The organism is Pseudoalteromonas lipolytica, from assembly GCF_001306915.1.
Lineage (GTDB): Bacteria > Pseudomonadota > Gammaproteobacteria > Enterobacterales > Alteromonadaceae > Pseudoalteromonas > Pseudoalteromonas simplex.
In genome coordinates this window covers 80,551-103,121 of record NZ_LJTC01000012.1, presented here as the reverse complement: position 1 = coordinate 103,121, position 22,571 = coordinate 80,551, and the positions used below count along the sequence as shown (strand labels likewise).

General features: G+C 42.5%; 28 protein-coding genes and 1 other RNA gene. 9 read left to right on the top strand and 20 right to left on the bottom strand.

The features are described 5' to 3' along the window. Positions 1-8: 8 nt before the first annotated feature. The 5 genes from priB to radC all read right to left on the bottom strand — a co-directional run bounded on the left by priB (position 9) and on the right by radC (position 2,300). Positions 9-311: a primosomal replication protein N gene (priB, locus tag AOG27_RS16960; RefSeq protein WP_036973732.1), complete on the bottom strand. Its 303-nt coding sequence runs from the start codon at positions 309-311 to the stop codon at positions 9-11. Positions 312-378: 67 nt separating this feature from the next. Further along, positions 379-720 (bottom strand): 30S ribosomal protein S6, encoded by a 342-nt coding sequence (rpsF, locus tag AOG27_RS16955; RefSeq protein ID WP_036973113.1) that lies wholly within the window; start codon positions 718-720, stop codon positions 379-381. Positions 721-948: 228 nt separating this feature from the next. Continuing rightward, positions 949-1,104 (bottom strand): 50S ribosomal protein L33, encoded by a 156-nt coding sequence (gene rpmG, locus AOG27_RS16950; RefSeq protein WP_022946036.1) that lies wholly within the window; start codon positions 1,102-1,104, stop codon positions 949-951. Positions 1,105-1,115: 11 nt separating this feature from the next. Continuing rightward, positions 1,116-1,352 carry a 50S ribosomal protein L28 gene (gene rpmB / locus AOG27_RS16945; protein ID WP_036973115.1) on the bottom strand — a complete coding sequence of 79 codons (237 nt, stop codon included), beginning with the start codon at positions 1,350-1,352 and terminating at the stop codon, positions 1,116-1,118. A 273-nt stretch (positions 1,353-1,625) separates the two neighbouring features. Further along, positions 1,626-2,300 (bottom strand): RadC family protein, encoded by a 675-nt coding sequence (gene radC, locus AOG27_RS16940; protein ID WP_054554191.1) that lies wholly within the window; start codon positions 2,298-2,300, stop codon positions 1,626-1,628. A gap of 144 nt (positions 2,301-2,444) precedes the next feature. Here radC and coaBC point away from each other — a divergent pair, with 144 nt between their 5' ends. Both coaBC and slmA read left to right on the top strand, forming a co-directional pair. Then, positions 2,445-3,638, top strand: coding sequence for a bifunctional phosphopantothenoylcysteine decarboxylase/phosphopantothenate--cysteine ligase CoaBC (gene coaBC / locus AOG27_RS16935; RefSeq protein WP_054554190.1), 1,194 nt, complete (start codon positions 2,445-2,447; stop codon positions 3,636-3,638). A gap of 112 nt (positions 3,639-3,750) precedes the next feature. After that, a complete protein-coding gene (gene slmA, locus AOG27_RS16930; protein ID WP_054554189.1) occupies positions 3,751-4,338 on the top strand; it encodes a nucleoid occlusion factor SlmA in 588 nt (195 codons plus the stop codon). A 42-nt stretch (positions 4,339-4,380) separates the two neighbouring features. On the opposite strand, the gene AOG27_RS16925 is transcribed toward slmA, so the two are convergent. From AOG27_RS16925 to rsmI, 3 genes are all read right to left on the bottom strand, one after another. Next, complete coding sequence (locus AOG27_RS16925) at positions 4,381-4,902, bottom strand: hypothetical protein (RefSeq protein ID WP_054554188.1); 522 nt, start codon at positions 4,900-4,902, stop codon at positions 4,381-4,383. A 369-nt stretch (positions 4,903-5,271) separates the two neighbouring features. Next, positions 5,272-5,637: RNase P RNA component class A (rnpB, locus tag AOG27_RS17195), an RNA gene on the bottom strand. Between the two features lie 42 nt (positions 5,638-5,679). Continuing rightward, positions 5,680-6,537, bottom strand: coding sequence for a 16S rRNA (cytidine(1402)-2'-O)-methyltransferase (gene rsmI / locus AOG27_RS16920; protein WP_054554187.1), 858 nt, complete (start codon positions 6,535-6,537; stop codon positions 5,680-5,682). Positions 6,538-6,598: 61 nt separating this feature from the next. Here rsmI and AOG27_RS16915 point away from each other — a divergent pair, with 61 nt between their 5' ends. Genes AOG27_RS16915 through dolP form a run of 4 tightly spaced genes read left to right on the top strand, consistent with a single transcriptional unit; the run spans position 6,599 to position 10,071 of the window. Further along, positions 6,599-8,476: a penicillin-binding protein activator gene (locus AOG27_RS16915; RefSeq protein WP_054554186.1), complete on the top strand. Its 1,878-nt coding sequence runs from the start codon at positions 6,599-6,601 to the stop codon at positions 8,474-8,476. Positions 8,477-8,513: 37 nt separating this feature from the next. Further along, positions 8,514-8,885, top strand: a complete 372-nt coding sequence (locus tag AOG27_RS16910; RefSeq protein ID WP_054554185.1) for a YraN family protein — start codon at positions 8,514-8,516, stop codon at positions 8,883-8,885. A gap of 32 nt (positions 8,886-8,917) precedes the next feature. Continuing rightward, entirely contained in the window at positions 8,918-9,505 is a 588-nt protein-coding gene (locus AOG27_RS16905) for an SIS domain-containing protein (protein WP_054554184.1), read from the top strand. Then, positions 9,505-10,071 carry a division/outer membrane stress-associated lipid-binding lipoprotein gene (dolP, locus tag AOG27_RS16900; protein ID WP_054554183.1) on the top strand — a complete coding sequence of 189 codons (567 nt, stop codon included), beginning with the start codon at positions 9,505-9,507 and terminating at the stop codon, positions 10,069-10,071. Before AOG27_RS16905 ends, dolP begins: the two co-directional genes overlap by 1 nt. 65 nt (positions 10,072-10,136) lie before the next feature. Here dolP and AOG27_RS16895 read toward each other — a convergent pair whose 3' ends face one another. The 8 genes from AOG27_RS16895 to zapE all read right to left on the bottom strand — a co-directional run bounded on the left by AOG27_RS16895 (position 10,137) and on the right by zapE (position 16,742). After that, positions 10,137-10,577 (bottom strand): ClpXP protease specificity-enhancing factor, encoded by a 441-nt coding sequence (locus AOG27_RS16895; protein WP_054554182.1) that lies wholly within the window; start codon positions 10,575-10,577, stop codon positions 10,137-10,139. Continuing rightward, positions 10,577-11,203, bottom strand: coding sequence for a stringent starvation protein SspA (gene sspA, locus AOG27_RS16890; protein ID WP_054554181.1), 627 nt, complete (start codon positions 11,201-11,203; stop codon positions 10,577-10,579). The genes AOG27_RS16895 and sspA overlap by 1 nt, the downstream gene beginning before the upstream one ends. Before the next feature lie 79 nt (positions 11,204-11,282). Further along, positions 11,283-12,020 carry a cytochrome c1 gene (locus AOG27_RS16885; RefSeq protein ID WP_054554180.1) on the bottom strand — a complete coding sequence of 246 codons (738 nt, stop codon included), beginning with the start codon at positions 12,018-12,020 and terminating at the stop codon, positions 11,283-11,285. Continuing rightward, entirely contained in the window at positions 12,017-13,282 is a 1,266-nt protein-coding gene (locus tag AOG27_RS16880; RefSeq protein ID WP_054554179.1) for a cytochrome b, read from the bottom strand. Before AOG27_RS16880 ends, AOG27_RS16885 begins: the two co-directional genes overlap by 4 nt. Beyond that, complete coding sequence (gene petA, locus AOG27_RS16875; RefSeq protein ID WP_054554178.1) at positions 13,282-13,872, bottom strand: ubiquinol-cytochrome c reductase iron-sulfur subunit; 591 nt, start codon at positions 13,870-13,872, stop codon at positions 13,282-13,284. Before petA ends, AOG27_RS16880 begins: the two co-directional genes overlap by 1 nt. A 620-nt stretch (positions 13,873-14,492) precedes the next feature. After that, the gene (gene rpsI, locus AOG27_RS16870) at positions 14,493-14,885 is read right to left on the bottom strand and encodes a 30S ribosomal protein S9 (RefSeq protein WP_095209788.1); all 393 of its coding nucleotides are present in this window, start codon (positions 14,883-14,885) and stop codon (positions 14,493-14,495) included. 8 nt (positions 14,886-14,893) lie between these two features. After that, positions 14,894-15,322: a 50S ribosomal protein L13 gene (gene rplM, locus AOG27_RS16865; protein WP_054554177.1), complete on the bottom strand. Its 429-nt coding sequence runs from the start codon at positions 15,320-15,322 to the stop codon at positions 14,894-14,896. A 331-nt stretch (positions 15,323-15,653) separates the two neighbouring features. Next, positions 15,654-16,742, bottom strand: a complete 1,089-nt coding sequence (gene zapE / locus AOG27_RS16860; RefSeq protein ID WP_054554176.1) for a cell division protein ZapE — start codon at positions 16,740-16,742, stop codon at positions 15,654-15,656. Between the two features lie 178 nt (positions 16,743-16,920). Between zapE and AOG27_RS16855 the strand changes: the two genes are divergently transcribed. The 3 genes from AOG27_RS16855 (at position 16,921) to AOG27_RS16845 (ending at position 20,021) form a co-directional block, all read left to right on the top strand. Next, positions 16,921-17,364, top strand: coding sequence for a YhcB family protein (locus AOG27_RS16855; RefSeq protein WP_054554175.1), 444 nt, complete (start codon positions 16,921-16,923; stop codon positions 17,362-17,364). A gap of 123 nt (positions 17,365-17,487) precedes the next feature. Further along, on the top strand, positions 17,488-18,840 hold the full coding sequence (locus tag AOG27_RS16850; RefSeq protein ID WP_054554174.1) for a Do family serine endopeptidase: 1,353 nt from the start codon (positions 17,488-17,490) through the stop codon (positions 18,838-18,840). 98 nt (positions 18,841-18,938) lie between these two features. Beyond that, positions 18,939-20,021 (top strand): trypsin-like peptidase domain-containing protein, encoded by a 1,083-nt coding sequence (locus tag AOG27_RS16845; protein ID WP_054554173.1) that lies wholly within the window; start codon positions 18,939-18,941, stop codon positions 20,019-20,021. Between the two features lie 67 nt (positions 20,022-20,088). Here the strand turns inward: AOG27_RS16845 and murA are convergent, their stop codons facing one another. From murA to AOG27_RS16825, 4 genes are read right to left on the bottom strand one after another with little or no spacing between them, the layout of a single operon-like run. Further along, complete coding sequence (gene murA / locus AOG27_RS16840) at positions 20,089-21,348, bottom strand: UDP-N-acetylglucosamine 1-carboxyvinyltransferase (protein ID WP_054554172.1); 1,260 nt, start codon at positions 21,346-21,348, stop codon at positions 20,089-20,091. Between the two features lie 15 nt (positions 21,349-21,363). Continuing rightward, entirely contained in the window at positions 21,364-21,621 is a 258-nt protein-coding gene (locus AOG27_RS16835) for a BolA family protein (protein ID WP_054554171.1), read from the bottom strand. A gap of 5 nt (positions 21,622-21,626) precedes the next feature. Next, on the bottom strand, positions 21,627-21,920 hold the full coding sequence (locus AOG27_RS16830) for an STAS domain-containing protein (RefSeq protein ID WP_054554170.1): 294 nt from the start codon (positions 21,918-21,920) through the stop codon (positions 21,627-21,629). Next, complete coding sequence (locus AOG27_RS16825) at positions 21,913-22,560, bottom strand: MlaC/ttg2D family ABC transporter substrate-binding protein (RefSeq protein WP_371352324.1); 648 nt, start codon at positions 22,558-22,560, stop codon at positions 21,913-21,915. The genes AOG27_RS16830 and AOG27_RS16825 overlap by 8 nt, the downstream gene beginning before the upstream one ends. Positions 22,561-22,571 lie beyond the last annotated feature (11 nt).

Sequence of the window (22,571 nt, the reverse complement as noted above, 5' to 3'; positions counted from 1 at the left end):
AAAATTCCTCAAAAAATTCTTTCTATATGTTGAGCATGCAAGACCAATTGGCTTAAGCCGTTTCGGCCTTCGTGACGATTTAAAAACCCCGTCACTTGCACTTGTTGCCCAACGTGCAATTGTTGAGTTTGTTGTTGCATTGGCGTGCCGCTGGCAACAACTTGAAGCCTGACATAACTATTACGGTTAAGGTCTGCTTCAACTTGCATCGATTTATGTTCAAGAACAAAAATACAATGCGGTATACCAGCAGGGCTTTGACTATATTTAGGTGTTTTACAAACAACCCCAGATAGTGTCAGCTGATTCATATAAGGATTAAGCGGTTGGCTCATCTTTTTGTCTCAACTGCAAGCGCCATGCTTGAACTCAAAACGATTAAGCAGCTGGTGCTTCTTTCTTCTCTTCTTTCGCAAGAGGAGATGCTTCAGTTACAGCGTCTTTAGTACGCATAACTAAGTTACGAAGCACTGCATCGTTGTAGCGGAAAGTAGTTTCTAGCTCGCTGATTACTTCAGTAGGTGCTTCAACGTTCATAAGAACATAATGAGCTTTGTGAAGCTTGTCGATTGGGTAAGCCAATTGACGACGGCCCCAGTCTTCAAGACGGTGGATAGTACCACCAGCTTCAGTGATAGAACCAGTATAACGTTCGATCATACCAGGTACTTGCTCACTCTGATCAGGGTGAACCATGAATACGATTTCGTAATGACGCATGGATATTCCTTACGGTTAATAGAGCCTTCTACCGTTTCGGCCAGTCGGTTTAAGGCAAGGAATTAAATTTAATAAGCCGAAATGAGCGCGCATTTTACGCTTAGATTGATAATTAAGCAAGATAAAACAGCAAGCCAAGCTAGATTATTGTGCCCTATTAAGGTTTTCTAAACGCTAAAAACAAAAAACCCAGCCGAGGCTGGGTTTTTGATATTCTGAAAACTAAAATTACTTGATTTTAGCTTCTTTGAAAATCACGTGTTTACGAGCTTTAGGATCGTATTTTTTGATTTCCATTTTTTCAGGCATGTTACGCTTGTTCTTGTCGGTAGTGTAGAAAAAACCAGTACCAGCAGTTGAAACTAAACGGATCTTATCGCGCATGATTCAGTTCCTTAAACTTTTTCGCCACGAGCACGGATTTCTGTAAGAACCGCGTCGATGCCTTTTTTATCGATAATACGCATACCTTTAGTAGTAGTGCGTAGTGTTACAAAACGTTTTTCACTTTCAACCCAAAAACGGTGAGTTTGTAGGTTAGGTAGGAAACGACGTTTAGTCGCGTTTCTCGCGTGTGAACGGTGATTACCAACCGCTGGACGCTTACCTGTAACTTGACATACTTTAGACATGTCTATATATCTCCAATAACTTCGCTCGAGCTTAATTTTCCCTTAGGCCAGTATTTGTGCCCCGGGATAAATCGAAGGGCGCTCTTTATACAGCTTATACAGGCAAAGATCAAGTAACAGATCTTATCCAATCAGCTCATGTGTAAATTTGATAGCGGCTAATTATAAAGATCGAATGCCCTTAGGGAAAGTAAAAACTGCATTTAAATTAAACTAATTTCTAAAATCGCCCTAAACTGCTCATTTTTAACACACTCTCTAATACAGTTGGCTCTATATAAGCCCTCTTTCGGCAAACGAAACACAATTTTCACCACCCACTATGATGTGATCCAGCACATTTATATCGACTAAGGCTAAAGCTTGCTGCAATTTAGTGGTGATCAATTTATCGGCCTGACTAGGCTCAGCCACCCCACTTGGGTGGTTATGAGCAAGTATTAGTGCCGCCGCATTATTACGCAGCGCTGCTTTAACCACTTCACGGGGGTACACAGACGCGGCATTAATAGTGCCGTAAAAAAGTACTTCGTCTTTAATCAACTGGTTTTGACTATCTAAGTACAGCACCATAAATACTTCCTGCTGTAAGCCACGTAACTGAATAGTTAAATAGTCATACACGGCTTGTGGCGAAGTAAATAACACCTCGCGCTTACATTGCTCAAGCATATAGCGCCGGCTTAATTCAAGCACTGCTTGAAGCTGCACATACTTAGCAGCCCCTAAACCCTTTTGAGCGCAAAACTCTTGTTCAGATGCATTAAATAAGTCATGCAGCGTACTATTAATATCGAGCAGATGCTCAGCCAGTTCAATGGCATTCATGCCCGGCACACCGGTTCGTAAGAATATTGCTAATAACTCTGCATCTGAGAGTGCTTTGGCACCTTGGGCAAGTAACTTCTCCCGCGGCCTTGCTGATAAAGGTAAATCGGTTAATGGCATTGCTTCATCCTTAAAACAACTATTCCATATATTAAACTGTACTATAAAATTTAGTTTTTTCCTGTCTGTAGAAAAGAAAACTTCATGCTATCGGTAAAGATTTGCTATCGTTAGCCCATATCGACAAAGGTTAAATTTCACGTAATGACAAAATCAGTAAATAAAAAAATCCTGTTAGGTATGAGTGGTGGTATTGCAGCCTATAAATGCGCAGAACTTGTTCGCCGTTTAAAAGATCAAGGCTGTGAAGTAAAAGTCGTCATGACCGACTCAGCCAAACACTTTATTACTCCTTTGACTATGCAAGCGGTAAGCGGTGAGATTGTTTCTGATTCATTACTCGACCCAGCAGCAGAAGCCGCAATGGGTCATATCGAATTTGCCAAATGGGCAGACCTTATTTTAGTCGCCCCTGCAACCAGTAATATTTTAGCGAAAATGGCCATGGGTATTGCAGATGACTTACTGACGACCCTACTACTGGCTACCCCTGCAAAAGTGGCGGTTGCACCTGCCATGAACCAACAAATGTATGCCCACCCTGCTACACAAGCAAACCTTGCCACACTTAACGAGCGTGGCGTGGCTATTTGGGGCCCAGGTAAAGGCGAGCAAGCCTGTGGTGATGTAGGCGCAGGACGCATGTTAGAGCCTCATGAGTTAGTCGCGCTTTGTACACAACCTGAAGTAGAGCCACTACTTGCAGGCAAAACTATCACGATTACTGCAGGACCAACCCGAGAAGCCCTCGACCCAGTTCGTTATATCTCTAACCACAGCTCAGGCAAAATGGGTTATGCCCTTGCAGAAGCTGCAATTGCGCTAGGTGCAAAAGTAAACCTGATTTCAGGCCCCGTAACAATTAAAGCACCTGCTAATGCCCTGCTTACTAACATAGAAAGTGCTGAGCAATTACTCACCGCCTCAATGGAACTGGCCGCGCAATCGGATGCTTTTATCGGCTGTGCAGCAGTGGCTGATTACCGTGCAGCTGCAATTCATGAGCAAAAGATGAAAAAGCAAGGTGATGAACTGACCCTCACTTTAGTTAAGAACCCAGATGTCATCGCTAATGTCGCTGCGCTTAGCGAAAACCGCCCTTATACCGTTGGCTTTGCGGCAGAAACTCAAGATGTTGCAAGCTATGCTCAAGGTAAATTAAAGAACAAAAACCTCGATATGATCTGCGCAAATGACGTATCAAAAGAAGGCCTTGGCTTTAATTCTGATCATAATGCTTTAACACTCTTCTGGCACAATGAGCAGCTAGATTTAGCAATGGGAAGTAAAAAAGATTTAGCCATGAGCGTAATGACTGAGCTTGCCAAGCGTTTGTAAAAATGCTGGAAAGAAACTGAATAAAACATTAACATAAGCCACTCATTTGCACAAAAAATGGCTTGTCTGACTCCCAACAGCGCAAGTAATAAATTATAAGAAAGGAATGGTCATGCCTGCGACAAAAAGAAGTAATCGCAAAGAGCAGATTCTGCAAGCACTCGCACAAATGTTAGAAACCAGCCCAGGTCAACGTATCACAACCGCAAAACTCGCGGCTGAGGTCGGTGTGTCTGAAGCTGCGTTATATCGTCATTTTCCGAGTAAAGCACGGATGTTTGAGGGCCTAATCGAGTTTATTGAAGATACCCTGTTATCACGCATTAACCTCATTTTAGAAAATGAGAAAGAAAGCCAAACACGTGTCTACAATATTTTGCTGTTATTGTTAGCCTTCGCCGAGAAAAACCCGGGCATTACCCGCATTTTGACCGGTGATGCCTTACAAGGTGAACAAGAGCGTTTACGTGAACGTGTACAAGGCTTATTTGAAAAGCTAGAAACTCAGTTCAAGCAAGTGCTACGCGAGCGCAAACTGCGCGAAGGTAAAGCATTCCAGTCAGACGAAAGCACCCTAGCCAACTTCTTACTCGCCTATGTAGAAGGTAAGATGAACCAATTCGTGCGCAGCGACTTTAAAGCAAAACCCAGTGCACAATTTGAAAAGCAGTGGCCAGAGTTACAAAAGATTTGGTTGTAGTTCAAGCTTTATTAGCTGGTAGTTTAACTACCAGCTTAATACCTACCTTATATACACTTGATTTGAAAAGTATTTCTTTTTTGAGTTAGTTAATTGAATTTCGGCCTGGTTACCAACAAGCTGCAATAGTAAGCCCTGAGCAATTTCCCTTTCACCCAATTTCGATTTCACAACAACTTCTTTTCCTATTGCTCCTTGCAACCTCGGTTTAGGGAAACTCGCTTTAGTAACTGGTTTTAGCCCTTCATTTTCAACAAACAAATTTAGACAATGCTGCTTAGCGGCACTGATCCAGTCATCATGGGATTTAACAATATCAACGTTATTTAAAAAGTGTATCAACGCACTATTTCGACTACTAAATTCACTCGAAACATCGGCCATATTTTTAACTTGCGCCCATTTACGAATAACAACGTACTTGCCTTGCGTGAGCCTCGCTAAACTCGTCGATGCGCCCGTCATCCGGCTATACCATTCGATTCTATAACAAGAAGAACCCAAGCTATGAAGTAGAATAGTCGTATTGCCAAATTCCTTAGTACTGCCCTCAATAACACTCACTTTCAATCCTTTAAGCAAAAGTAAATCAGACTTAAAGGATATGAAGAACAAGCCGTTATGATAATGAGTGACTTTCTTAGTAAGCCTAAGAAATATTCCTAGATTGCAGAGAATGGTTAAACAACTTAAAGGGGTAATCGAGATTAAAGAGCAAAGAATGATGATTCATTTTGAATGTTGAGCGGAGTGGTTTTTCTTAATTACGTAAAGATATAGAAAGAAAAAAGCCCGTAGCATTCACTACGGGCTTTAATATGATTTGGTGAGTCAGCCAATAAGCCGCTGTTTTGTATGCGCGGAGTGGATTTTCTAAATAACTTTAAACACCCAGAAAAAAGCCCACAGTTTTCACTGCGGGCTTTCTTTAATTTGGTGAGTCAGCCAATAAGCCGGGTTCTGTCGTGGATAATCATTCGTCTAGGCCATAAATCGCTCTATGGCTCAAGCAACCTACCCGGTTCTCACGTGGGCCACGCGTTCATTATTTAAAATGATAGAACCCTATTTGGTCTTGCTCCGGGTGGAGTTTACCTTGCAACCAACTGTTACCAGTGGCCCGGTGCGCTCTTACCGCACCCTTTCACCCTTACCAACCGAAGTTGGCGGTCTCCTCTCTGCTGCACTTGTCGTAGGCTCGCGCCCCCCAGCCGTTAGCTGGCACCCTGCCCTGTGGAGCCCGGACTTTCCTCCCCCTGCGCATTTTCGTTGCAGGCAGCGATTATCTCGGCTGACTCGGCGCGCAGTATACCTGAGCGCGCACGTCTATGCAGTAAAGAATTAGTCTTTTTCGTCAATAATTGCTTTATAAAGTGCGTTTTTCTTCAAACCAAAATACTCAGCCACAACACCACAGGCTTTTTTCAGTGGCATTTCGGCTTCGAGTAAACCTAGCATGCGGCGCGCATCTTCTGGAATATCGTCACTTTGCTTTGCTTTACCCGGTAGCATCAGTACGATTTCACCACGCTGCTTATTGGGATCATCCGTTAAGAACTGTTTTAGCTCGGCAACTGTGCCATTGAAAAAAGTTTCGAAAGTTTTGGTAAGTTCTTTGGCAAACACTACTGGCTGCTCTGCACCGAGAGCTGCTTCTAAATCATCAAGGCTCGCCATTATACGGTGGGTACTTTCGTACATGATGCTAGTAATACCTGAGTTTACCGCTTCGATAAAAAAGCTCTGCCTTGCTTTACTCTTTGCAGGTGTAAAACCAATAAACTGAAAACGATCTGTTGGTAAACCAGAACAACACACCGCGGTAATTGCAGCACATGCCCCCGGCACCGGCGTGACGTGCGCGCCTTGTTCACGGCATAAATTAACCACCGCATAACCTGGGTCGCTAATAAGTGGCGTGCCGGCGTCAGATACCAGCGCAATATTCATTCCTTGCTCTAACCAATCTACAATTTGTTGCGCTTTTTGTTTCTCGTTATGGTCATGTAAAGCAAAGGTTTTTGCTTTGATATTAAAATGGCTTAACAACTTTCCTGTGTGACGAGTATCTTCAGCGGCTATTAAGTCAACCTCAGATAGGGTTTGGATGGCACGCTGGCTGATGTCATCAAAGTTACCAATAGGCGTGGCAACAATGTAAAGAGTGCCGATTTTATCTGAATTGTCCTCATTTAACATTGAGGTCTCCTGCGTCAGTCAGTAATATAAGCAAATCGCGTTAACGTATCGGGAAATCATTGTGCGACTTAAACTTGTTAGTCTATTAATTGTATTGTCAGGGTTATCGGCTTGTAGCACAACCGAAAAACCTCGAAATAGTGCAGAAAATCAATCGGGCCAATCGAGTATTGCCCTATCACAGCTAACCGACGCACAATCTATGTACCAAGCGGCGCTAAACCGTCAAGGTGCCGATAAAATACAGCTTTTATACACTGCGCGTGATGCGGCTATCAGTGAGGAGCGCTGGGCACTACTAGAAAAAGTCTGCCTTGAACTAGAAGCGACCCCAAGTGTAGACCAAATTCAAAACAAACTTTACATTGCTCTTGCACAAGAGCATCAAGGCAAAAGTGATTTAGCTTTAGCTCAGTTACAGCAGCTCGAGCCACAGTTAAGCCAGCCTGAACATCAAGCGTGGCACCAATATTTAACTGCGCGTGTTTATGCATCGCAAGGCATGCCAAAACGAGCAATGCCTTTCTTTTTTAAAGCATCAACACTTAGCAGCGAAAACAATTTTATCGTTGCCAATCTAAACAAAGATTTATGGCAAAGCCTAACCCAGCTTTCATCGTACGCACTTGAGCGTTTTAATCGTGGCTCTGTGGTGCAACAAGGTTGGGTCAATTTAGCGCTCTATCACCAAGTGTATTTAGGTGCGCCTGTTGAGCTTCATCAAGCAATGAACAACTGGCTGCGTCGCTACCCGGGTCACCCAGCAGCTGAGGTGCTGCCTAAAAAGGTAACAGAGCTAGTACAAATTGAACCTTTAAATGTAAACCGCCTCGCAGTACTACTCCCTCAATCAGGCGCCAATGAGCGATTAGGTGATGCACTAAAAGCAGGTGTGCTTGCTGCCTTAGATGGAAAATCATTAGAACAAACATTATTTATTGATGAGTCGCTATCAGCCGCTGAAATTACACTTAAACTCAGCGAATTTAATGCTGATTTTGTTATCGGCCCTTTATTAAAAACTAATATCGAAAAGCTAACCAACGCTCAAACACTAGTTGATTACCCAGTGATGCATTTAAACACCTTTGATGGTGAGCGAATTTCACAGCAGCACTTTTTCTTTGCTTTAAGTCCTGAACATGAAGTTCAGCAAGCGTTAGAGCGATTTTTAACAGCGGGCTATCAAAAGCCGATGCTGCTAGCGCCAAATAATAGTAACGGCCAACGCCTAGTTGAATACTTCAATACGCAGTGGCAACGCTACAGCGAAGTTAAACCGCAAATTGGGCTTTACTCTGGTAAAGACGACATGCCGAAAACAATCACTGGCTTACTTGAAGTAGACCAAAGCAAAGAGCGTATTAAAGTTGCCAAATCGTTATTCAAGCAAGAAGTTGAAAGTGAAACTCGCTCGCGCAGCGACATTGATGTGATTTATATTTTAGGTGATGCTACTGAAACGCGTTTAATCAAGCCCTATTTAGACGTAAACGTAAGTACTTTTGCTGAGCGTATTCCGCTTTATGCCAGCTCAAAAAGCCACAGTAAGCAAATCGATAGAACCGACAAAGGCGATTTAGATGGCCTTTATTTTACGGAACTACCTTGGATGCTTGATGGTCAAATTCAACAACACAATTTACGCCAGCAATACGAAAGTTTATGGCCAGAAAACGCAGATATAAGCCAGCGCTTATTTGCCATGGCATTCGATGCAGCCAGTATGCTAGGTGATGTGAAGCAATTAAGCATGGTGCAAGGTAAACGCTTTAGTGGTATCAGTGGTCAACTGAGCATTGCCAGCAATGGCTATGTTACGCGCACTTTAGATTGGGCACAGTACAAAAATAAACAAATTATTGCGGTTGATTTAGCGACTGAGCAACCAATTCCATTATTTATGCAATCTGCCTTTGGAATTAACGCTGCTGAATAATCTTTTTAAAACGTAGTAATAGCTCAAGGATGAAGCTATGTCTTGGTTTAAGCAATTATGGCAAAATAGCCGCGAAAAAGGCCTGTATTACGAAAAACAGGCTGAACAATATTTAATACAATATGGTTTAAAAGCCATTGAACGCAATTACTTATGTAAATACGGTGAGCTAGACCTAATAATGCGTGACGGGCAAACGCTGGTATTTGTAGAAGTAAAATTTAGAAAAAACGCCTTGCGTGGTGGCGCAAACTATGCGCTCAGCAAACAAAAGCAGCAACGATTAAGGCGCACGATTAGCCATTATCTTGCCGAGAAAAAGATCTCAAACCAGTCTATGCGGATAGATTATGTCGCTATAACAGGTGAGCTTAACAGCACCCTAAACTGGTTTAAAAATGTTTACTAACGCCGTTTGGCGTCGGCTTAATTTGGTAGGTTATGCAAGAAACGATAAAAAAAATCTTTACTGAAAATATTCAAGTTCAAATAGCGGCAGGTGAAGTACTGCCAAGCGCACTTGAATCAGCAGCATTCACCATTGCACAAAGCCTCATTAACGGCAATAAGCTGTTATGTTGTGGCACTCCTAGCTGTCATATGTTGGCACAGCACATGGCAGGGCTATTAATTAACTTTTATGAAACCGAGCGCCCTTGCCTACCCGCAGTTGCGCTTGCACAAGATCAAGTTAACTTAGGCGCAGCAGCCAATAACGATGAGCACGAAACCTTTGCACGACAAATTCGTGCATTTGCTCAGCAAGGCGACCTTTTATTAGCAATTGCAGTTAATGGTAATGAAAAGCTAATTATCTCAGCAGTTGAAGCGGCACTGACTCGTGATATGAAAGTGATTGTGCTTGTTGGTGATGACGGCGGTGAATTAGTTGGCTTACTTGGCCCAAATGACGTTGAAATTCGTGTGCCATCAAAGCGCCCAAGCCGTATCGTTGAGTCGCATTTAGTGAATTTGCACTGCCTCAGTGAACTTATCGATTTAACCTTATTCCCACAGGAAGAAAATTAATGTTTAAACAGTCTTTAATTGTTATTAGTACCGTTTTATTGCTGCAAGGCTGTGCAGCTGCCGTTGTCGCCGGTACAGCGGGTGCTGTAACTGCCGCGAATGATCGCCGCACAATCGGTTCACAAATCGACGATAACAACATCGAAATTAAAAGCTCTATTGCTATCAGCGAAAATGAGCGCCTACATAAATTTGCTAACGTTAACGTCATTAGCGTTAATGGCATTGTGCTTATGATTGGCCAAGTTGCTAACGCAGAAATGAAAGACGAAGCACAACGCGCTATTGAAGGCGTTGATGGCATTCGTAAAATCCACAACCAAATTCGCATTGGTTCAAATATTGGTATGAGTACGCAAACGCACGACTCTTGGTTAACTTCTAAAGTGAAAACGCAATTACTCACCACAGAAAGCATCAGCAGCAATAACATCAAAGTAGTAACAGAGAATGGCGAAGTCTTTTTAATGGGCTTAGTGAGCGATTCTGAAGCGAATTTGGCGGTTGATGTAGCACGTAACGTATCAGGCGTTGAACGTGTTATTAAAGTGTTTGAATATTTATAATACCCAACCGCAAATTGATAATAAAAAACCCGCTAAATAGCGGGTTTTCTTTTATCTGACTGAGGTTACTTAATCACTCGTAAGTGAGCACCTTTTTTCTTCTCTGGTTTAGCAGGTGGTTCATCATCTGGCGTAATATCGTCAGGTGTTTCAACACTTTCTAATACCGGAGCAAAATCGTCTTCGTCCTCGATGAATTCTTCTGCAGTAAATACAGTCCCTTCACCATTCTCACGTGCATAAATTGCGAGCACAGCACCCATAGGTACGTACACTTGCATTGGTTGACCACCAAAGCGCGCATTAAAGCTAAGCTGTTGGTTGTCCATTGCAAATTGTGTTACCGCTGATGGGCTAATGTTCAAAACGATCTGACCGTCTTGCACAAACTGTGTTGGTACTTGTACAGCAGGAAAATCAGCGTTAACCACTAAGTGTGGTGTGCACTGATTATCAACAATCCAATCAAAGAAAGCGCGTAGTAAATAAGGACGATTAGGCGTCATTATAAACGGATCTCACGCTCTGCTTCAGTTAGTGAAGCTTGGAATGATTCACGCTCAAATAAACGCAACATGTATTCTTTAAGCTCTTTCGCGCCTGCACCATTAAGCTCAATGCCAAGCTCAGGTAAACGCCAAAGTAATGGTGCTAAGTAACAATCAACTAAGCTGAACTCTTCACTCATGAAGTAAGGTGCTTCAGAGAAGATTGGTGCAATTGCAAGTAACGCTTCTGTCAGCTCTTTACGTGCTTGCGCAGCTTCGCTGCTACCGCTAGTGATTTTGTTAGCTAGGCTATACCAATCCGTGTCGATACGATGCATCATCAGACGACTACGGCCACGCATAACCGGATAAACTGGCATTAGTGGAGGATGAGGGAAACGTTCATCAAGGTATTCCATGATGATGTTTGCCTGATATAAACCAAGCTCACGATCGATCAGTGTTGGTACTGTACCGTAAGGGTTAATCTCATGAAGTGCTTCTGGCAGGTTATCCTTTTCAGCCAGGTGAATGTCAACACTTACACCTTTTTCAGCAAGTACGATACGTACTTGATGGCTATACATACAGTTAGCACCAGAAAACAGGGTCATTACAGGGCGCTTATTGGCAGCTACGGCCATGCCTACCTCCATTATATTACAAAAACAGCAATAGGGGCTTAAGCCCCTATCACAAAACTACCTTTCAAAATGCCCAGGATTAGTGAACATCTCTCCAGTATTCTTTCTTCAGCATGAATGCCAAGATAAATAGAATCACTAGGAAACCAATTACCTTTAGACCTAACGCTTCTGACTCTAAACGTGACGGCTCGCCAACGTAAGCTAAGAAGTTAGTTAAGTCACGAGCAGCACGATCGTACTCGTCAACACTCATTTCACCAGAACCATCTGTCTCAACGCCAACAACTTTAGTCACTGTGTGACCATGTTCTTCCACTTCTTCAGTGATTGGTGTTGGTAAGCCTTGTAGTTCTTGAAGAACGTGTGGCATACCTACCGATGGGAAAACAACGTTGTTTACGCCAAACGGACGAGATTCATCTTTATAGAATGACTTCAGGTAAGTATAGATCCAGTCAGTACCACGAACTCGCGCTACAAGCGTAAGATCCGGTGGCGCTGCGCCAAACCATTTAGCTGCGTCATCTTTATCAATCGCATTTTTGATGTGGCTACCTACTTTTGAGCCATCAAAAATTAATTGCTCTTGACCAATCTCAGTAGGAATACCGATATCGCGGAACGTACGCTCATAACGTTGATACTGCATTTGGTGACAACCAAGACAGTAGTTCATGAACAATTTAGCACCGCGCTGTAAAGATGCGTTATCTTTAAGGTCAATGTTCGCATCCATTAAAGGAACCGAAGGACCTGCTGCCATTGTCAACGATGGCAACAATGCGAATAAACCGATAATTAGCTTTTTCATCATTTCGTCAACCTCGTTGGTAATGGCTTAGTTTTCTCATTCTTGCTGTAAACAAATAACAATACGAAGAACATGAAGTATGTCACAGTCGTGATTTGCGATAACAGCGTTTTGAAATCAGTTTGTGGTGTAGCACCAACCCAACCCAAGATAACGAAAGTTACCACGAATTGTGCGATGTTTAACTTGTGTAAGCCACAACGATAACGAATAGAGCGAACCGAACCACGGTCAATCCAAGGTAGTAACGCAAGCACTACGATAGATGCACCCATCGCCACAACACCCATTAACTTGTTAGGGATTGCACGTAGGATTGCGTAGAATGGCGTAAAGTACCAAACTGGGAAAATGTGCTCTGGTGTTTTCAGCGGGTTAGCTGCTTCGAAGTTTGGCGCTTCTAAGAAGAAACCATTCATCGCAGGCATAAAGAATACAACCCAACAGAATAAGATTAAGAAACCAACCACACCCACAATATCTTTTACTGTGTAGTAAGGGTGGAAAGGGATTGCATCAACAATGTCTTTCTTGTTGGTGTAATACTCGTGGAATTTGAATTTAGGCTTATCTTCTTCAGCTACAGTGCCTTTCTTACGCTTGATTTCAACACCATCTGGGTTGTTTGAACCCACTTCGTGTAGTGCAACAATGTGTAAGAATACTAAGATAACGATTACTAAAGGTAATGCAATTACGTGTAGTGCAAAGAAGCGGTTAAGCGTAGCACCAGAAATTACGTAGTCACCACGGATCCAAAGCGTTAAATCATCACCAATAACCGGAATCGCACCGAATAGTGAAATGATTACCTGTGCACCCCAGAAAGACATTTGTCCCCAAGGAAGTAAGTAACCCATGAAAGCTTCAGCCATAAGCGCTAAGAAGATGAACATACCGAATAACCACAGTAATTCACGTGGTTTTTGGTAAGAACCGTAGATCATGCCACGGAACATGTGCAGGTATACAACGATAAAGAACGCTGATGCACCTGTTGAGTGAAGGTAACGAAGTAACCAACCGTATTCAACATCACGCATGATGTATTCTACCGATGCGAAAGCACCTTCAGCAGATGGTACGAAGTTCATTGTTAACCAGATACCAGTTACGATTTGGTTAACAAGTACTAACATGGCTAGAGAGCCAAAGAAGTACCAGAAGTTAAAGTTTTTTGGTGCTGGATACTGTGCAATATGCATGTTCCAAACACGTGTCATTGGAATACGATCGTCGATCCAACCAATAATTTTACCAAACATTACGCCACTCCTTTTTCTTCACCGACTAGAATAGTCGTGTCATCAAGGAAGGTATACGGAGGAATTTCTAGATTTAATGGTGCAGGTACAGATTGGAATACACGACCAGCCATATCAAATTTAGAACCGTGACACGGACAGAAGAAACCGTCGTCTGTGCCCTCTACTTTCTCACCAAAGCCACCTTGTAGGAAGCTAGGAGAACAACCTAAGTGCGTACAAATACCAACAGCAACGAAGATCTCAGGACGTTGCGAACGATATTCATTGGTTGATGATTCAGGTTGTTGAGGCTCTTCAGACGCAGGATCACGAAGTTGACCTTCATGTTCTTTCATCTGTTCAAGCATTCTTGGTGTACGATTAATAACCCAAACAGGTTTTCCTCGCCACTCAACACGTATTAATTGTCCTGGCTCAAGCTTGCTGATATCTACTTCTACAGGCGCACCCGCAGATTTAGCTCGCTCACTTGGATTCCAAGACGCAATAAAAGGAACAGCAGCCCCAGCCGCACCAACACCACCAACAACAGAGGTAGCTATGGTTAAAAAGCGACGTCGGCCATTGTCTACAGGCGCATTGCTCATCCACTTATCTCCACTATGATTCCCAACACTTGCCATATTGAGAACATCAGTTACAGCAGGTTAATTTTTAGAAATTTCAAAATAGACGCGATCATAATTAAAACCCTTGATTAAAACAAGGTTATTCACAGTCTCATGCTCGAATAAACCCTATTTAATAGATTATTAATTTAGGTTAGCTCGAGTATGAAGCCGCTAGTTATGATAACGCATATAAAAAAACAATATACTGACCAAGATCAACCTCACTAAGAGGAAACAGAATTCTGCATTAGCTGTTGTTGAACTCACTCACATTACTTGCCCCCCAATTGTAGCAAAAAATTTCATCAATTAACTGATGGATTTAAGCTAATTTTGCTAAATCTTGAAGTTTTTTTACTGTAATACGTACTAATTATTAACAGCGGTTAAATATCGAACGAAAAAAGGTAGTTTTTTGTACTTCAGCTATCAAAAGCTTAAAACCCGAGAAATGAATGTAAAGCTATTGTTGTTTAAAAGCATAAATAACTAAGCCCTCTCTCGATCAGCTAAAAACTGACGTCTGAAAGCTGACAGCTCCAAAAACAAAAAACCCAGCCGAAGCTGGGTTTTTGGTATTCTGATAAACGTAAATATTAACGTTTTGAGAATTGTGGACGCTTACGTGCTTTCTTAAGACCCACTTTCTTACGCTCAACTTTACGTGCATCACGTGTAACGAAACCTGCTTTACGAAGTGTAGGACGTAGAGACTCGTCAAACTCCATAAGTGCACGAGTGATACCGTGACGGATAGCACCAGCTTGACCAGTTGTACCACCACCTGAAACAGTGATGTGTAGGTCAAACTTTTCAGTCATTTCTACGTGCTCTAGTGCTTGACGAACAACCATGCGAGCAGTCTCACGACCGAAGTACTCTTCTAGAGAGCGCTTGTTGATTACGATGTTACCAGTGCCTGGGCGTAAGAATACGCGAGCACTTGAACTTTTACGACGACCTGTACCGTAGTATTGATTTGCCATGATAGTGCTCCTTAAATGTCTAGAACCTGAGGCTGTTGTGCAGCATGGTTGTGCTCAGTACCTGAGTAAACTTTAAGTTTACGGTACATTGCGCGGCCTAAAGGACCACGTGGCAACATGCCTTTAACAGCTTTTTCGATGATCATTTCAGGCTTTGCAGCTTGAAGCTTGTCGAAAGTAGTAGACTTAAGACCACCTGGGAAACCAGTGTGTGCGTGGTACATTTTGTCTTTTGCTTTATTACCAGTAACAGTAACTTTCTCAGCGTTGATAACGATGATGTAATCACCAGTATCTACGTGAGGAGTGTATTCAGCTTTATGCTTACCGCGTAGGCGACGAGCGATTTCAGTAGCGATGCGACCTAAAGTTTTACCTTCAGCGTCAACTACGTACCAGTCACGTTTTACTGTTTCTGGCTTAGCAACAAACGTTTTCATTTATTAAAATCCAATGTTTTTTAATTAAAACCACAGGTAATTATTATTAATTACCGCTCTAAGTTGAATGCTTTAACCCCTTCGAGTTTAAGACTTTGAGCCATCAATTAGAGGCTAAACTAATATCTGGCAATAGAACGCAACGTGGCAGACGCGGGAGTATACCAGCACTTGAACCACATTGCTATATGATGGTTGTTTTTTATTCGAGAAAATCGGCTATCAGCTAAGTGCGCGCGAAATAAATTTCACGCCTACATCAATCGTAGGCGTCACGCTTGCTTGGCGCGCCTTACATTCAACACCGTTCGGCTGAAAGCTGACAGCTCTACTACGCTAAATGCTCTTTTGCTAAGTATTCTAACGATTGCATTTCTTGTAGTCGGCTAATACAGCGCTTAAATTCAAAATTTAAGTTACCTTCGCTATATAGCTCGGTTATTGGCTTTTCAGCAGAGATAATCAGCGTAACATGACGCTCGTAGAATTCATCCACTAACGCGATAAAACGACGTGCGGCATCATCATTGGCTTGCCCAAGAGCTTTTACGTTCGACAAAATCACCGTGTTATAAAGTCGGCTTATTTCCATGTAATCAACTTGGCTGCGGGCTGTTTCGCATAGTTCACTAAACTCAAACATAGCAATACAGTCAGACACTTTACGGGTTTTGATCATCCGCCCTTCAATTTCAATTTCTTTATCGAGCACACCCGGCTCAGGTGACAACTTATCGAAGTATTCAAATAAATTATCATCAGCTTGCTTATCAAGCGGACTATGGAAAATTTCGGCTTGCTCAAGGGTACGTAAGCGATAATCAACCCCCGAGTCTACATTAACAATTTCGGTGTTGGCTTTTACCAACTCAATTGCTGGTAAGAAACGTGCACGTTGCAAACCGTTTCGATACAGCTCATCAGGCACGATGTTTGACGTAGCTACCAGCACAATGCCGCGCTCAAATAAGGCTTCCATCAAACCACCTAGCAGCATTGCATCAGTGATATCTTGCACAAAGAATTCATCAAAACAGATAATATCTGTTTCTGATTTAAAGATATCTGCAACCACATTTAATGGATTACTGGTATTTTTTAACTTTTTCAGCTCATCATGCACGCGATGCATAAAACGGTGAAAGTGCACACGCATCTTACGATCAGTAGGTAAAGCTTCGTAGAACGTATCAACTAAATAGGTCTTACCTCTACCTACTCCGCCCCAAAAATACAGCCCTTTTATACTTGGCGTGCTATCTTTAGAGAATAGTTTGGCAAACCACCCCTTCGCGGCCGGTTTGTCTGCCGTTAGGTCATCATAGAGTCTTTGCAAATGGCGCACTGCATTTTCTTGCGCTGCATCATGTACAAAGTCTTCACGTTGTAAATCTTGTTGGTATTTCTGCCAAGGAGTCATAGGTCGTTACAATAAAACACAGTTAAATTTGCACAGTATATTAACACGCATCGTATCTCAGGGTATATTAGCCCGCAGTATGATTTCACAATCAAATTAAGCATATTTTAATAATGATTGGACTATAAATGCTTTTAAAGCATTTGTTTTTGTTATTTTTTCCCAAAGGGGTAGATTTATGGGCACAATTACCTGGATAGGTATTCTAATCATCGTTGCAATTTCAGCATTCTTCATTGGTGCTTTTGTAACCAAAAAACAATTTAAGCAAGACGAACTAGAACAACAAGTCGAGCAAGCTAACAATGCACTTGAACAATATCGTCAAGATGTAGCTGATCATCTAGCGAGCACAGGTAAGCTAGTATCTAAAATGAAAGATAACTACGACCAGCTACTGAACCATGTAGAAGATACAAATAAACTGCTACTTGCTGATAAAAAACAGCACCCAAATGAGCCGTTCTTTTCTAAAGAAACAACTGAGCAATTACAAAACTCATTACAAGACCGCAGAGGCGATCGTTCAAGTGCTGAAGCTCAGCCTGCTGACTATGTTGTTGGTGAAACGGGCTTGTTCACTGGCTCAGAGAAAGTTTCAGAACATTCTAAAGCCTCTTGATGAACTTTTTTTTGACCCCATAGTCATTAGATATAACAGCTTTATATCTAAACCAAGAAAAGGGCTGCTTATGCAGCCCTTTTTAGTTTTTGCTTTATCTCTGAAGTGGAGTAAACCCAGACTATGAAAATGAAATTATCTGTTATCAGTGCTGCTATTTTATCTTCTAGCTTATTATTAAGCCCTGCAATTTCAATGGCAAAACTTCCTGTTGCTGTAAATGGTCAACAATTGCCAACCCTCGCACCTATGCTTGAGCAAATCACACCGGGCGTGGTGAGCATTCAAGTATCAGGCTCCAAAGAAGTTCGCCGCCGTGCGACTCCATTTGATGACTTTTTTGGTGTTCCTCGTGGTGGCAGTCAAAAGCGTGAATTTAGTGGCCTAGGCTCAGGTGTGATCATTGATGCAGACGAAGGATACGTGGTTACTAATAACCATGTTATCGAAGATGCCGAAAAAATGGTGGTGACCTTAGAAGATGGCCGCGAATATGACGCGACCAAAATTGGTAGTGATAAAGAGTCAGATATTGCCTTGCTGCAAATTGATGCTGAAGACTTAACAGAGCTTAAAATTGCCGATTCAGATCAGTTACGTGTAGGAGACTTCGCAGTTGCCATTGGTAATCCATTTGGTCTAAGTCACACAGTAACATCAGGTATCGTCAGTGCCCTTGGCCGTAGCGGTTTAAATATAGAGGGCTATGAAGACTTTATTCAAACCGATGCAGCTATCAACCAAGGCAACTCAGGCGGCGCGTTAGTGAACCTTAATGGTGAACTGATTGGTATCAACACTGCTATCTTAGGTGCATCAGGTGGTAATGTGGGGATTGGTTTTGCCATTCCATCTACCATGATGAAAAACCTTGTTGACCAGATCATCGAGCACGGTGAAGTGCGTCGTGGCTCGCTGGGTATTTCAGGTCGACCACTTGATGCAGGCCTCGCTAAAGCACAACAGCTAGACGTAAAACAAGGCGCTTACGTTATGCAAGTAATGGATGATACAGCAGCAAGTAAAGCGGGTATCAAAGCGGGTGATGTAATCATTAGCGTTGATGGTACTGAAATTAGTGGTTTCCATGAATTACGCAGTAAAATTGCTACCCTTGGCGAAGGCAAAAAAGTAAAACTGGGCATTTACCGAGATGGCAAAATCAAAACCGTTAATGTCACATTAGATGGTGCATCAGCAACGACTGCTGCTGGCGAAGAAACGCACCCAGCTTTCCAAGGAGCGACATTAGAAAATACCCAGAAGAGTGATGGTAAGGGTGTTGAAGTAACCGGCGTACAAGCGCGTTCTCCAGCTGCTCGTGTCGGCCTTGAAGAAGGTGATGTGATCATGCAAGTGAACCGTCAACGCGTTGAAACAATCCGCGACATGAATAAGATCATCGAAAATACCAAAGGTAACATCGTACTAGGTGTTAAACGAGGTAGAGAGCTTATTTTCGTACTTATTCAGTAAACCTAGTTGATAAATCATGAAAAAATAACAGCGGTGCTTGCCGCTGTTATTTTTTTTGTGCCATCATTAAGGGATTGCTCACTGATAATAAGAATACTGTGCTGAAACTTTTAAAATTTATCCTTCCACCGCTTTTCACTGGTTTAGGCATTGCCTTTTTAGTGGTTTTATTTAGCCCAAGCCTTCGTAGCACACTGTTACCAGATATGAATTTACCTGCAGCGATATCCTCTGAACATATGAGCTTTGCTGATGCAGTACAAAAAGCAGCGCCGTCGGTTGTTACTATTTTTTCAGAAAGCATTTCCAATCAACCGCGCTATAAACGTCAAAACACCGTTCAAGCTCTTGGCTCTGGTGTGATCATGACCCAAGACGGCTATATCTTGACTAACTACCATGTAATCAAAAATGCCGACCTCATTATTGTTACGCTCGCTGATGGCCGTCGTTTTTATGATGTACAAGTGATTGGTTTTGATACTCAAACAGATTTAGCACTGTTAAAGATCAGCGCTGAGCATTTACCAAAAATTCCAGTGAACGATAAATTTAAACCACGTGTAGGTGATGTTGTTTTAGCGATAGGTAACCCGCTTAACTTAGGTCAAACCATTACCCAAGGTATTATCAGTGCGACGGGTAAACAAAACTTAATCGATAGCCCTTACAGCAGCCTATTACAGATGGATGCTGCGATTAACGTGGGCAACTCAGGTGGCGCGTTAGTCAATTCAAGAGGTGACTTAGTCGGTATTACCTCGGCACAATTTAAAACTCATGAAAATCTCGATATTCAGGGTATTTTCTTTGCGGTGCCTTACTCGATTGCCAAAGATGTGATGGATAAACTAATAAAGCATGGCCGTGTCGTACGTGGCTATTTAGGCTTTAGTGGCACCGGCATTGATAGTACAGGTAAAGATGTTAGCGATAACTTTACGCCTGTTGCAGGTATGCGTATTTCTCAACTTGATCCATTTGGCCCAGCCTGGAAAGCAGGTATTAGAGAAACAGATATTGTAGTTAAAATTGGCGGTATTGCAGTAGCAAACCCACAACAAGTGCTCGAGAAACTGGCCAATACAGAGCCAGGAAAAGAACTTGAGTTTGAAGTATATCGCAATGGCAAAATCTTAAAAATAATGGTGACTGTTGCAGAACTCGAAGACGAGCAGTAGTTACTTAGGTAATACAGATACAAAAAAGGCCTAACAAGTGTTAGGCCTTTTTTGGAAGTCTTAGCGATTAGCTTGAATGGCGCTTGATATTAGCACCTAGCGCACTCAGCTTATCTTCAATGCGTTGATAACCACGGTCTACGTGATAGATGCGGTCAACAATAGTCTCACCTTGAGCAACGATCCCTGTCAAAATAAGGCTCGCTGAAGCACGTAAATCAGTTGCCATCACTTGCGCGCCTGATAGGCTTTCTGTATCCCCACAAATTGCCGTATTACCTTCTAAGCGAATGTTTGCGCCCATACGCTGTAACTCTGGTACGTGCATAAAACGGTTTTCAAAAATCGTTTCTGTGATGGTTGCACTGCCTTTCGCTACCACATTTAAAGCTGTAAACTGCGCTTGCATATCGGTAGGGAAACCCGGGTGTGGCATAGTCTTAATATTAACTGCTTTTAATTCGCGGCCACGCATATCAAGATAAATGCTGTTATCAGTGACTTCAACCAAGGCATTGGTAGCGCGTAGTTTTTCAATCACAGGATCAAGACTATGGTGGTCTGTATTTTTACAAAGCACTTCACCGCCAGCCATTGCCGCCGCAACCAAGAAGGTACCTGTTTCAATGCGATCAGGAAGAATGCTGTACTCACAACCCGATAGTGACTCAACCCCTTCAATTTCGATACGGCTAGTGCCTGCACCGCTGATCTTCGCACCCATCGCAATTAAGCAATTAGCAAGATCGGTAATTTCAGGTTCGCGAGCGGCATTTTCAAGTACAGTTTTACCATCAGCCAGCGTTGCTGCCATTAGTAAGTTTTCTGTTGCGCCAACACTGACCATCTCCATAAAGATTTCAGCACCTTTTAAGCGACCATCAACCTTAGCGTTGATATAACCATTTTCAACCTTGATGATAGCGCCCATGCGCTCGAGGCCTTGAATATGGATATCAACTGGGCGGGCACCAATCGCACAACCACCTGGCAGTGATACTTGCGCTTGGCCAAAACGGGCAACTAAAGGGCCTAATGCAAGCACAGAGGCACGCATTTGCTTTACCAGCTCGTACGGTGCAAGCGTTTTATCAACCGTCGCACCATCAATGATTAGTTTGTCTTGCTGCCATTCGACATTTGCACCCAGCGTTTTTAACAAGGCTTCTGTGGTGCCGATATCGCGTAAACGAGGAACATTACTAAAGGTACTTTTGCCCTGCCCTAAAAGCGCAGCAAAAAGAATTGGAAGAGCGGCATTTTTAGCGCCAGAAATAGTGACTTCACCTGCCAGCGAGGTGCCACCTTGAATAACAAATTGATCCATTAGGAGGCCCTGCGACTATTGAGGTAAAATAAATTTTTGTTCGCGTTTCCATTCAGTCGGTGTGAACGCTTTGATAGATACAGCGTGGATTGTACCGTCTGAGATTGTTGACATTAACGGAGCATAAACCAACTGTTGCTTCTTCACGCGAGATAAACCATCAAAACACTCACCAACAGCAATCACTTCGTAGTGGCTACCATTTGCTTTAACAATCACTTCATCTAGTTTTAATTCGTCGCGTAATAACGTTTCGACTTGGCTCGTTTCCATAAATCTCACTCAAATAAGTTTGTGACCTGACCCAACTGCATTAAGTTTTGCAATTGCTCAGGGCTATTTTGCAGTTCAAGGTGAATGCCTTGCTGCTTTAATTCTGCGAAAGAGTGAATTAACCAAGCTAAGCCCGCCGTGTCAACCCTAGAAAGCCCAGAAAGGTCAAAATACCATGTTTTATGCTTAGTATCTGGCTTAACGTTCAGAAGCCGTTCACGACCAATTGAATTTCGAGTCAGTTCGCCACTGACTCGAAACTGGTTCTCTTCAAGTTGAGTAATCTCGACTTTACTCATTGCCACCTTCACCTCTGAACTGAACTGGCAACTGGCTCTTCTGCTCCAATAAATCACTCACATATTCTATACCTTGTTGGCGTAAAATACCTTGTAATTCACTTTGTTTAGCATCTAATAAGCTAATACCTTCCGCAATCATGTCATAGGCTCGCCAATCACCATCACGATCCTCGCGTACCTTAAAATCGATTTTAATATCTGGCTTACCCGGCTCAACAATTTTTGTTTTCACTACTACGACATCTTGCCCTTTGAAAGGCTGCGCAGGTGCGAACTCAACGCTTTGATTAGTGTACTGTGTAAACACGCCAGCGTAAGTGGCGATTAAATATTTTTGAAATACATCAATAAAGCGCTGCAACTCTTTAATTGCTTTCGCTTTTTCTTCTTTATCTTCGATAGCGCGCACCTTTGATACATGATTACCTAATACGCGCAGTGCAGCATATTTGTAGTCTATGTAAGGCATCAGCTCTTCTTCAACGATAACGCGTAAATGCTCTTTATCTTTCGCAATTAGAGGCTGATCTTTAGAAATACGCGCAAACGTATGATCAGATACTTTACGCACCATTTTATAAGGATCTTTTAAATCAATATTTGCATCAGCTGCATTGACATTTAACGTCAACAGCATGCCCAAACATA

Coding starts and splice junctions, on each gene's coding strand:
- AOG27_RS16880 (WP_054554179.1), bottom strand. CDS start 13,282: ATGTTTGGTAAAATTATTGGTTGGATCGACGATCGTATTCCAATGACA.
- slmA (WP_054554189.1), top strand. CDS start 3,751: ATGCCTGCGACAAAAAGAAGTAATCGCAAAGAGCAGATTCTGCAAGCA.
- sspA (WP_054554181.1), bottom strand. CDS start 11,203: ATGGCCGTAGCTGCCAATAAGCGCCCTGTAATGACCCTGTTTTCTGGT.
- AOG27_RS16825 (WP_371352324.1), bottom strand. CDS start 22,560: ATGCTGTTGACGTTAAATGTCAATGCAGCTGATGCAAATATTGATTTA.
- AOG27_RS16855 (WP_054554175.1), top strand. CDS start 16,921: ATGGGCACAATTACCTGGATAGGTATTCTAATCATCGTTGCAATTTCA.
- murA (WP_054554172.1), bottom strand. CDS start 21,348: ATGGATCAATTTGTTATTCAAGGTGGCACCTCGCTGGCAGGTGAAGTC.
- AOG27_RS16895 (WP_054554182.1), bottom strand. CDS start 10,577: ATGACGCCTAATCGTCCTTATTTACTACGCGCTTTCTTTGATTGGATT.
- radC (WP_054554191.1), bottom strand. CDS start 2,300: ATGCCATTAACCGATTTACCTTTATCAGCAAGGCCGCGGGAGAAGTTA.
- AOG27_RS16910 (WP_054554185.1), top strand. CDS start 8,514: ATGTCTTGGTTTAAGCAATTATGGCAAAATAGCCGCGAAAAAGGCCTG.
- rpsF (WP_036973113.1), bottom strand. CDS start 720: ATGCGTCATTACGAAATCGTATTCATGGTTCACCCTGATCAGAGTGAG.
- rsmI (WP_054554187.1), bottom strand. CDS start 6,537: ATGTTAAATGAGGACAATTCAGATAAAATCGGCACTCTTTACATTGTT.
- petA (WP_054554178.1), bottom strand. CDS start 13,872: ATGAGCAATGCGCCTGTAGACAATGGCCGACGTCGCTTTTTAACCATA.
- coaBC (WP_054554190.1), top strand. CDS start 2,445: ATGACAAAATCAGTAAATAAAAAAATCCTGTTAGGTATGAGTGGTGGT.
- rpmB (WP_036973115.1), bottom strand. CDS start 1,352: ATGTCTAAAGTATGTCAAGTTACAGGTAAGCGTCCAGCGGTTGGTAAT.
- AOG27_RS16885 (WP_054554180.1), bottom strand. CDS start 12,020: ATGATGAAAAAGCTAATTATCGGTTTATTCGCATTGTTGCCATCGTTG.
- priB (WP_036973732.1), bottom strand. CDS start 311: ATGAATCAGCTGACACTATCTGGGGTTGTTTGTAAAACACCTAAATAT.
- dolP (WP_054554183.1), top strand. CDS start 9,505: ATGTTTAAACAGTCTTTAATTGTTATTAGTACCGTTTTATTGCTGCAA.
- AOG27_RS16830 (WP_054554170.1), bottom strand. CDS start 21,920: ATGAGTAAAGTCGAGATTACTCAACTTGAAGAGAACCAGTTTCGAGTC.
- zapE (WP_054554176.1), bottom strand. CDS start 16,742: ATGACTCCTTGGCAGAAATACCAACAAGATTTACAACGTGAAGACTTT.
- rpmG (WP_022946036.1), bottom strand. CDS start 1,104: ATGCGCGATAAGATCCGTTTAGTTTCAACTGCTGGTACTGGTTTTTTC.
- AOG27_RS16905 (WP_054554184.1), top strand. CDS start 8,918: ATGCAAGAAACGATAAAAAAAATCTTTACTGAAAATATTCAAGTTCAA.
- rplM (WP_054554177.1), bottom strand. CDS start 15,322: ATGAAAACGTTTGTTGCTAAGCCAGAAACAGTAAAACGTGACTGGTAC.
- AOG27_RS16835 (WP_054554171.1), bottom strand. CDS start 21,621: ATGGAAACGAGCCAAGTCGAAACGTTATTACGCGACGAATTAAAACTA.
- AOG27_RS16850 (WP_054554174.1), top strand. CDS start 17,488: ATGAAAATGAAATTATCTGTTATCAGTGCTGCTATTTTATCTTCTAGC.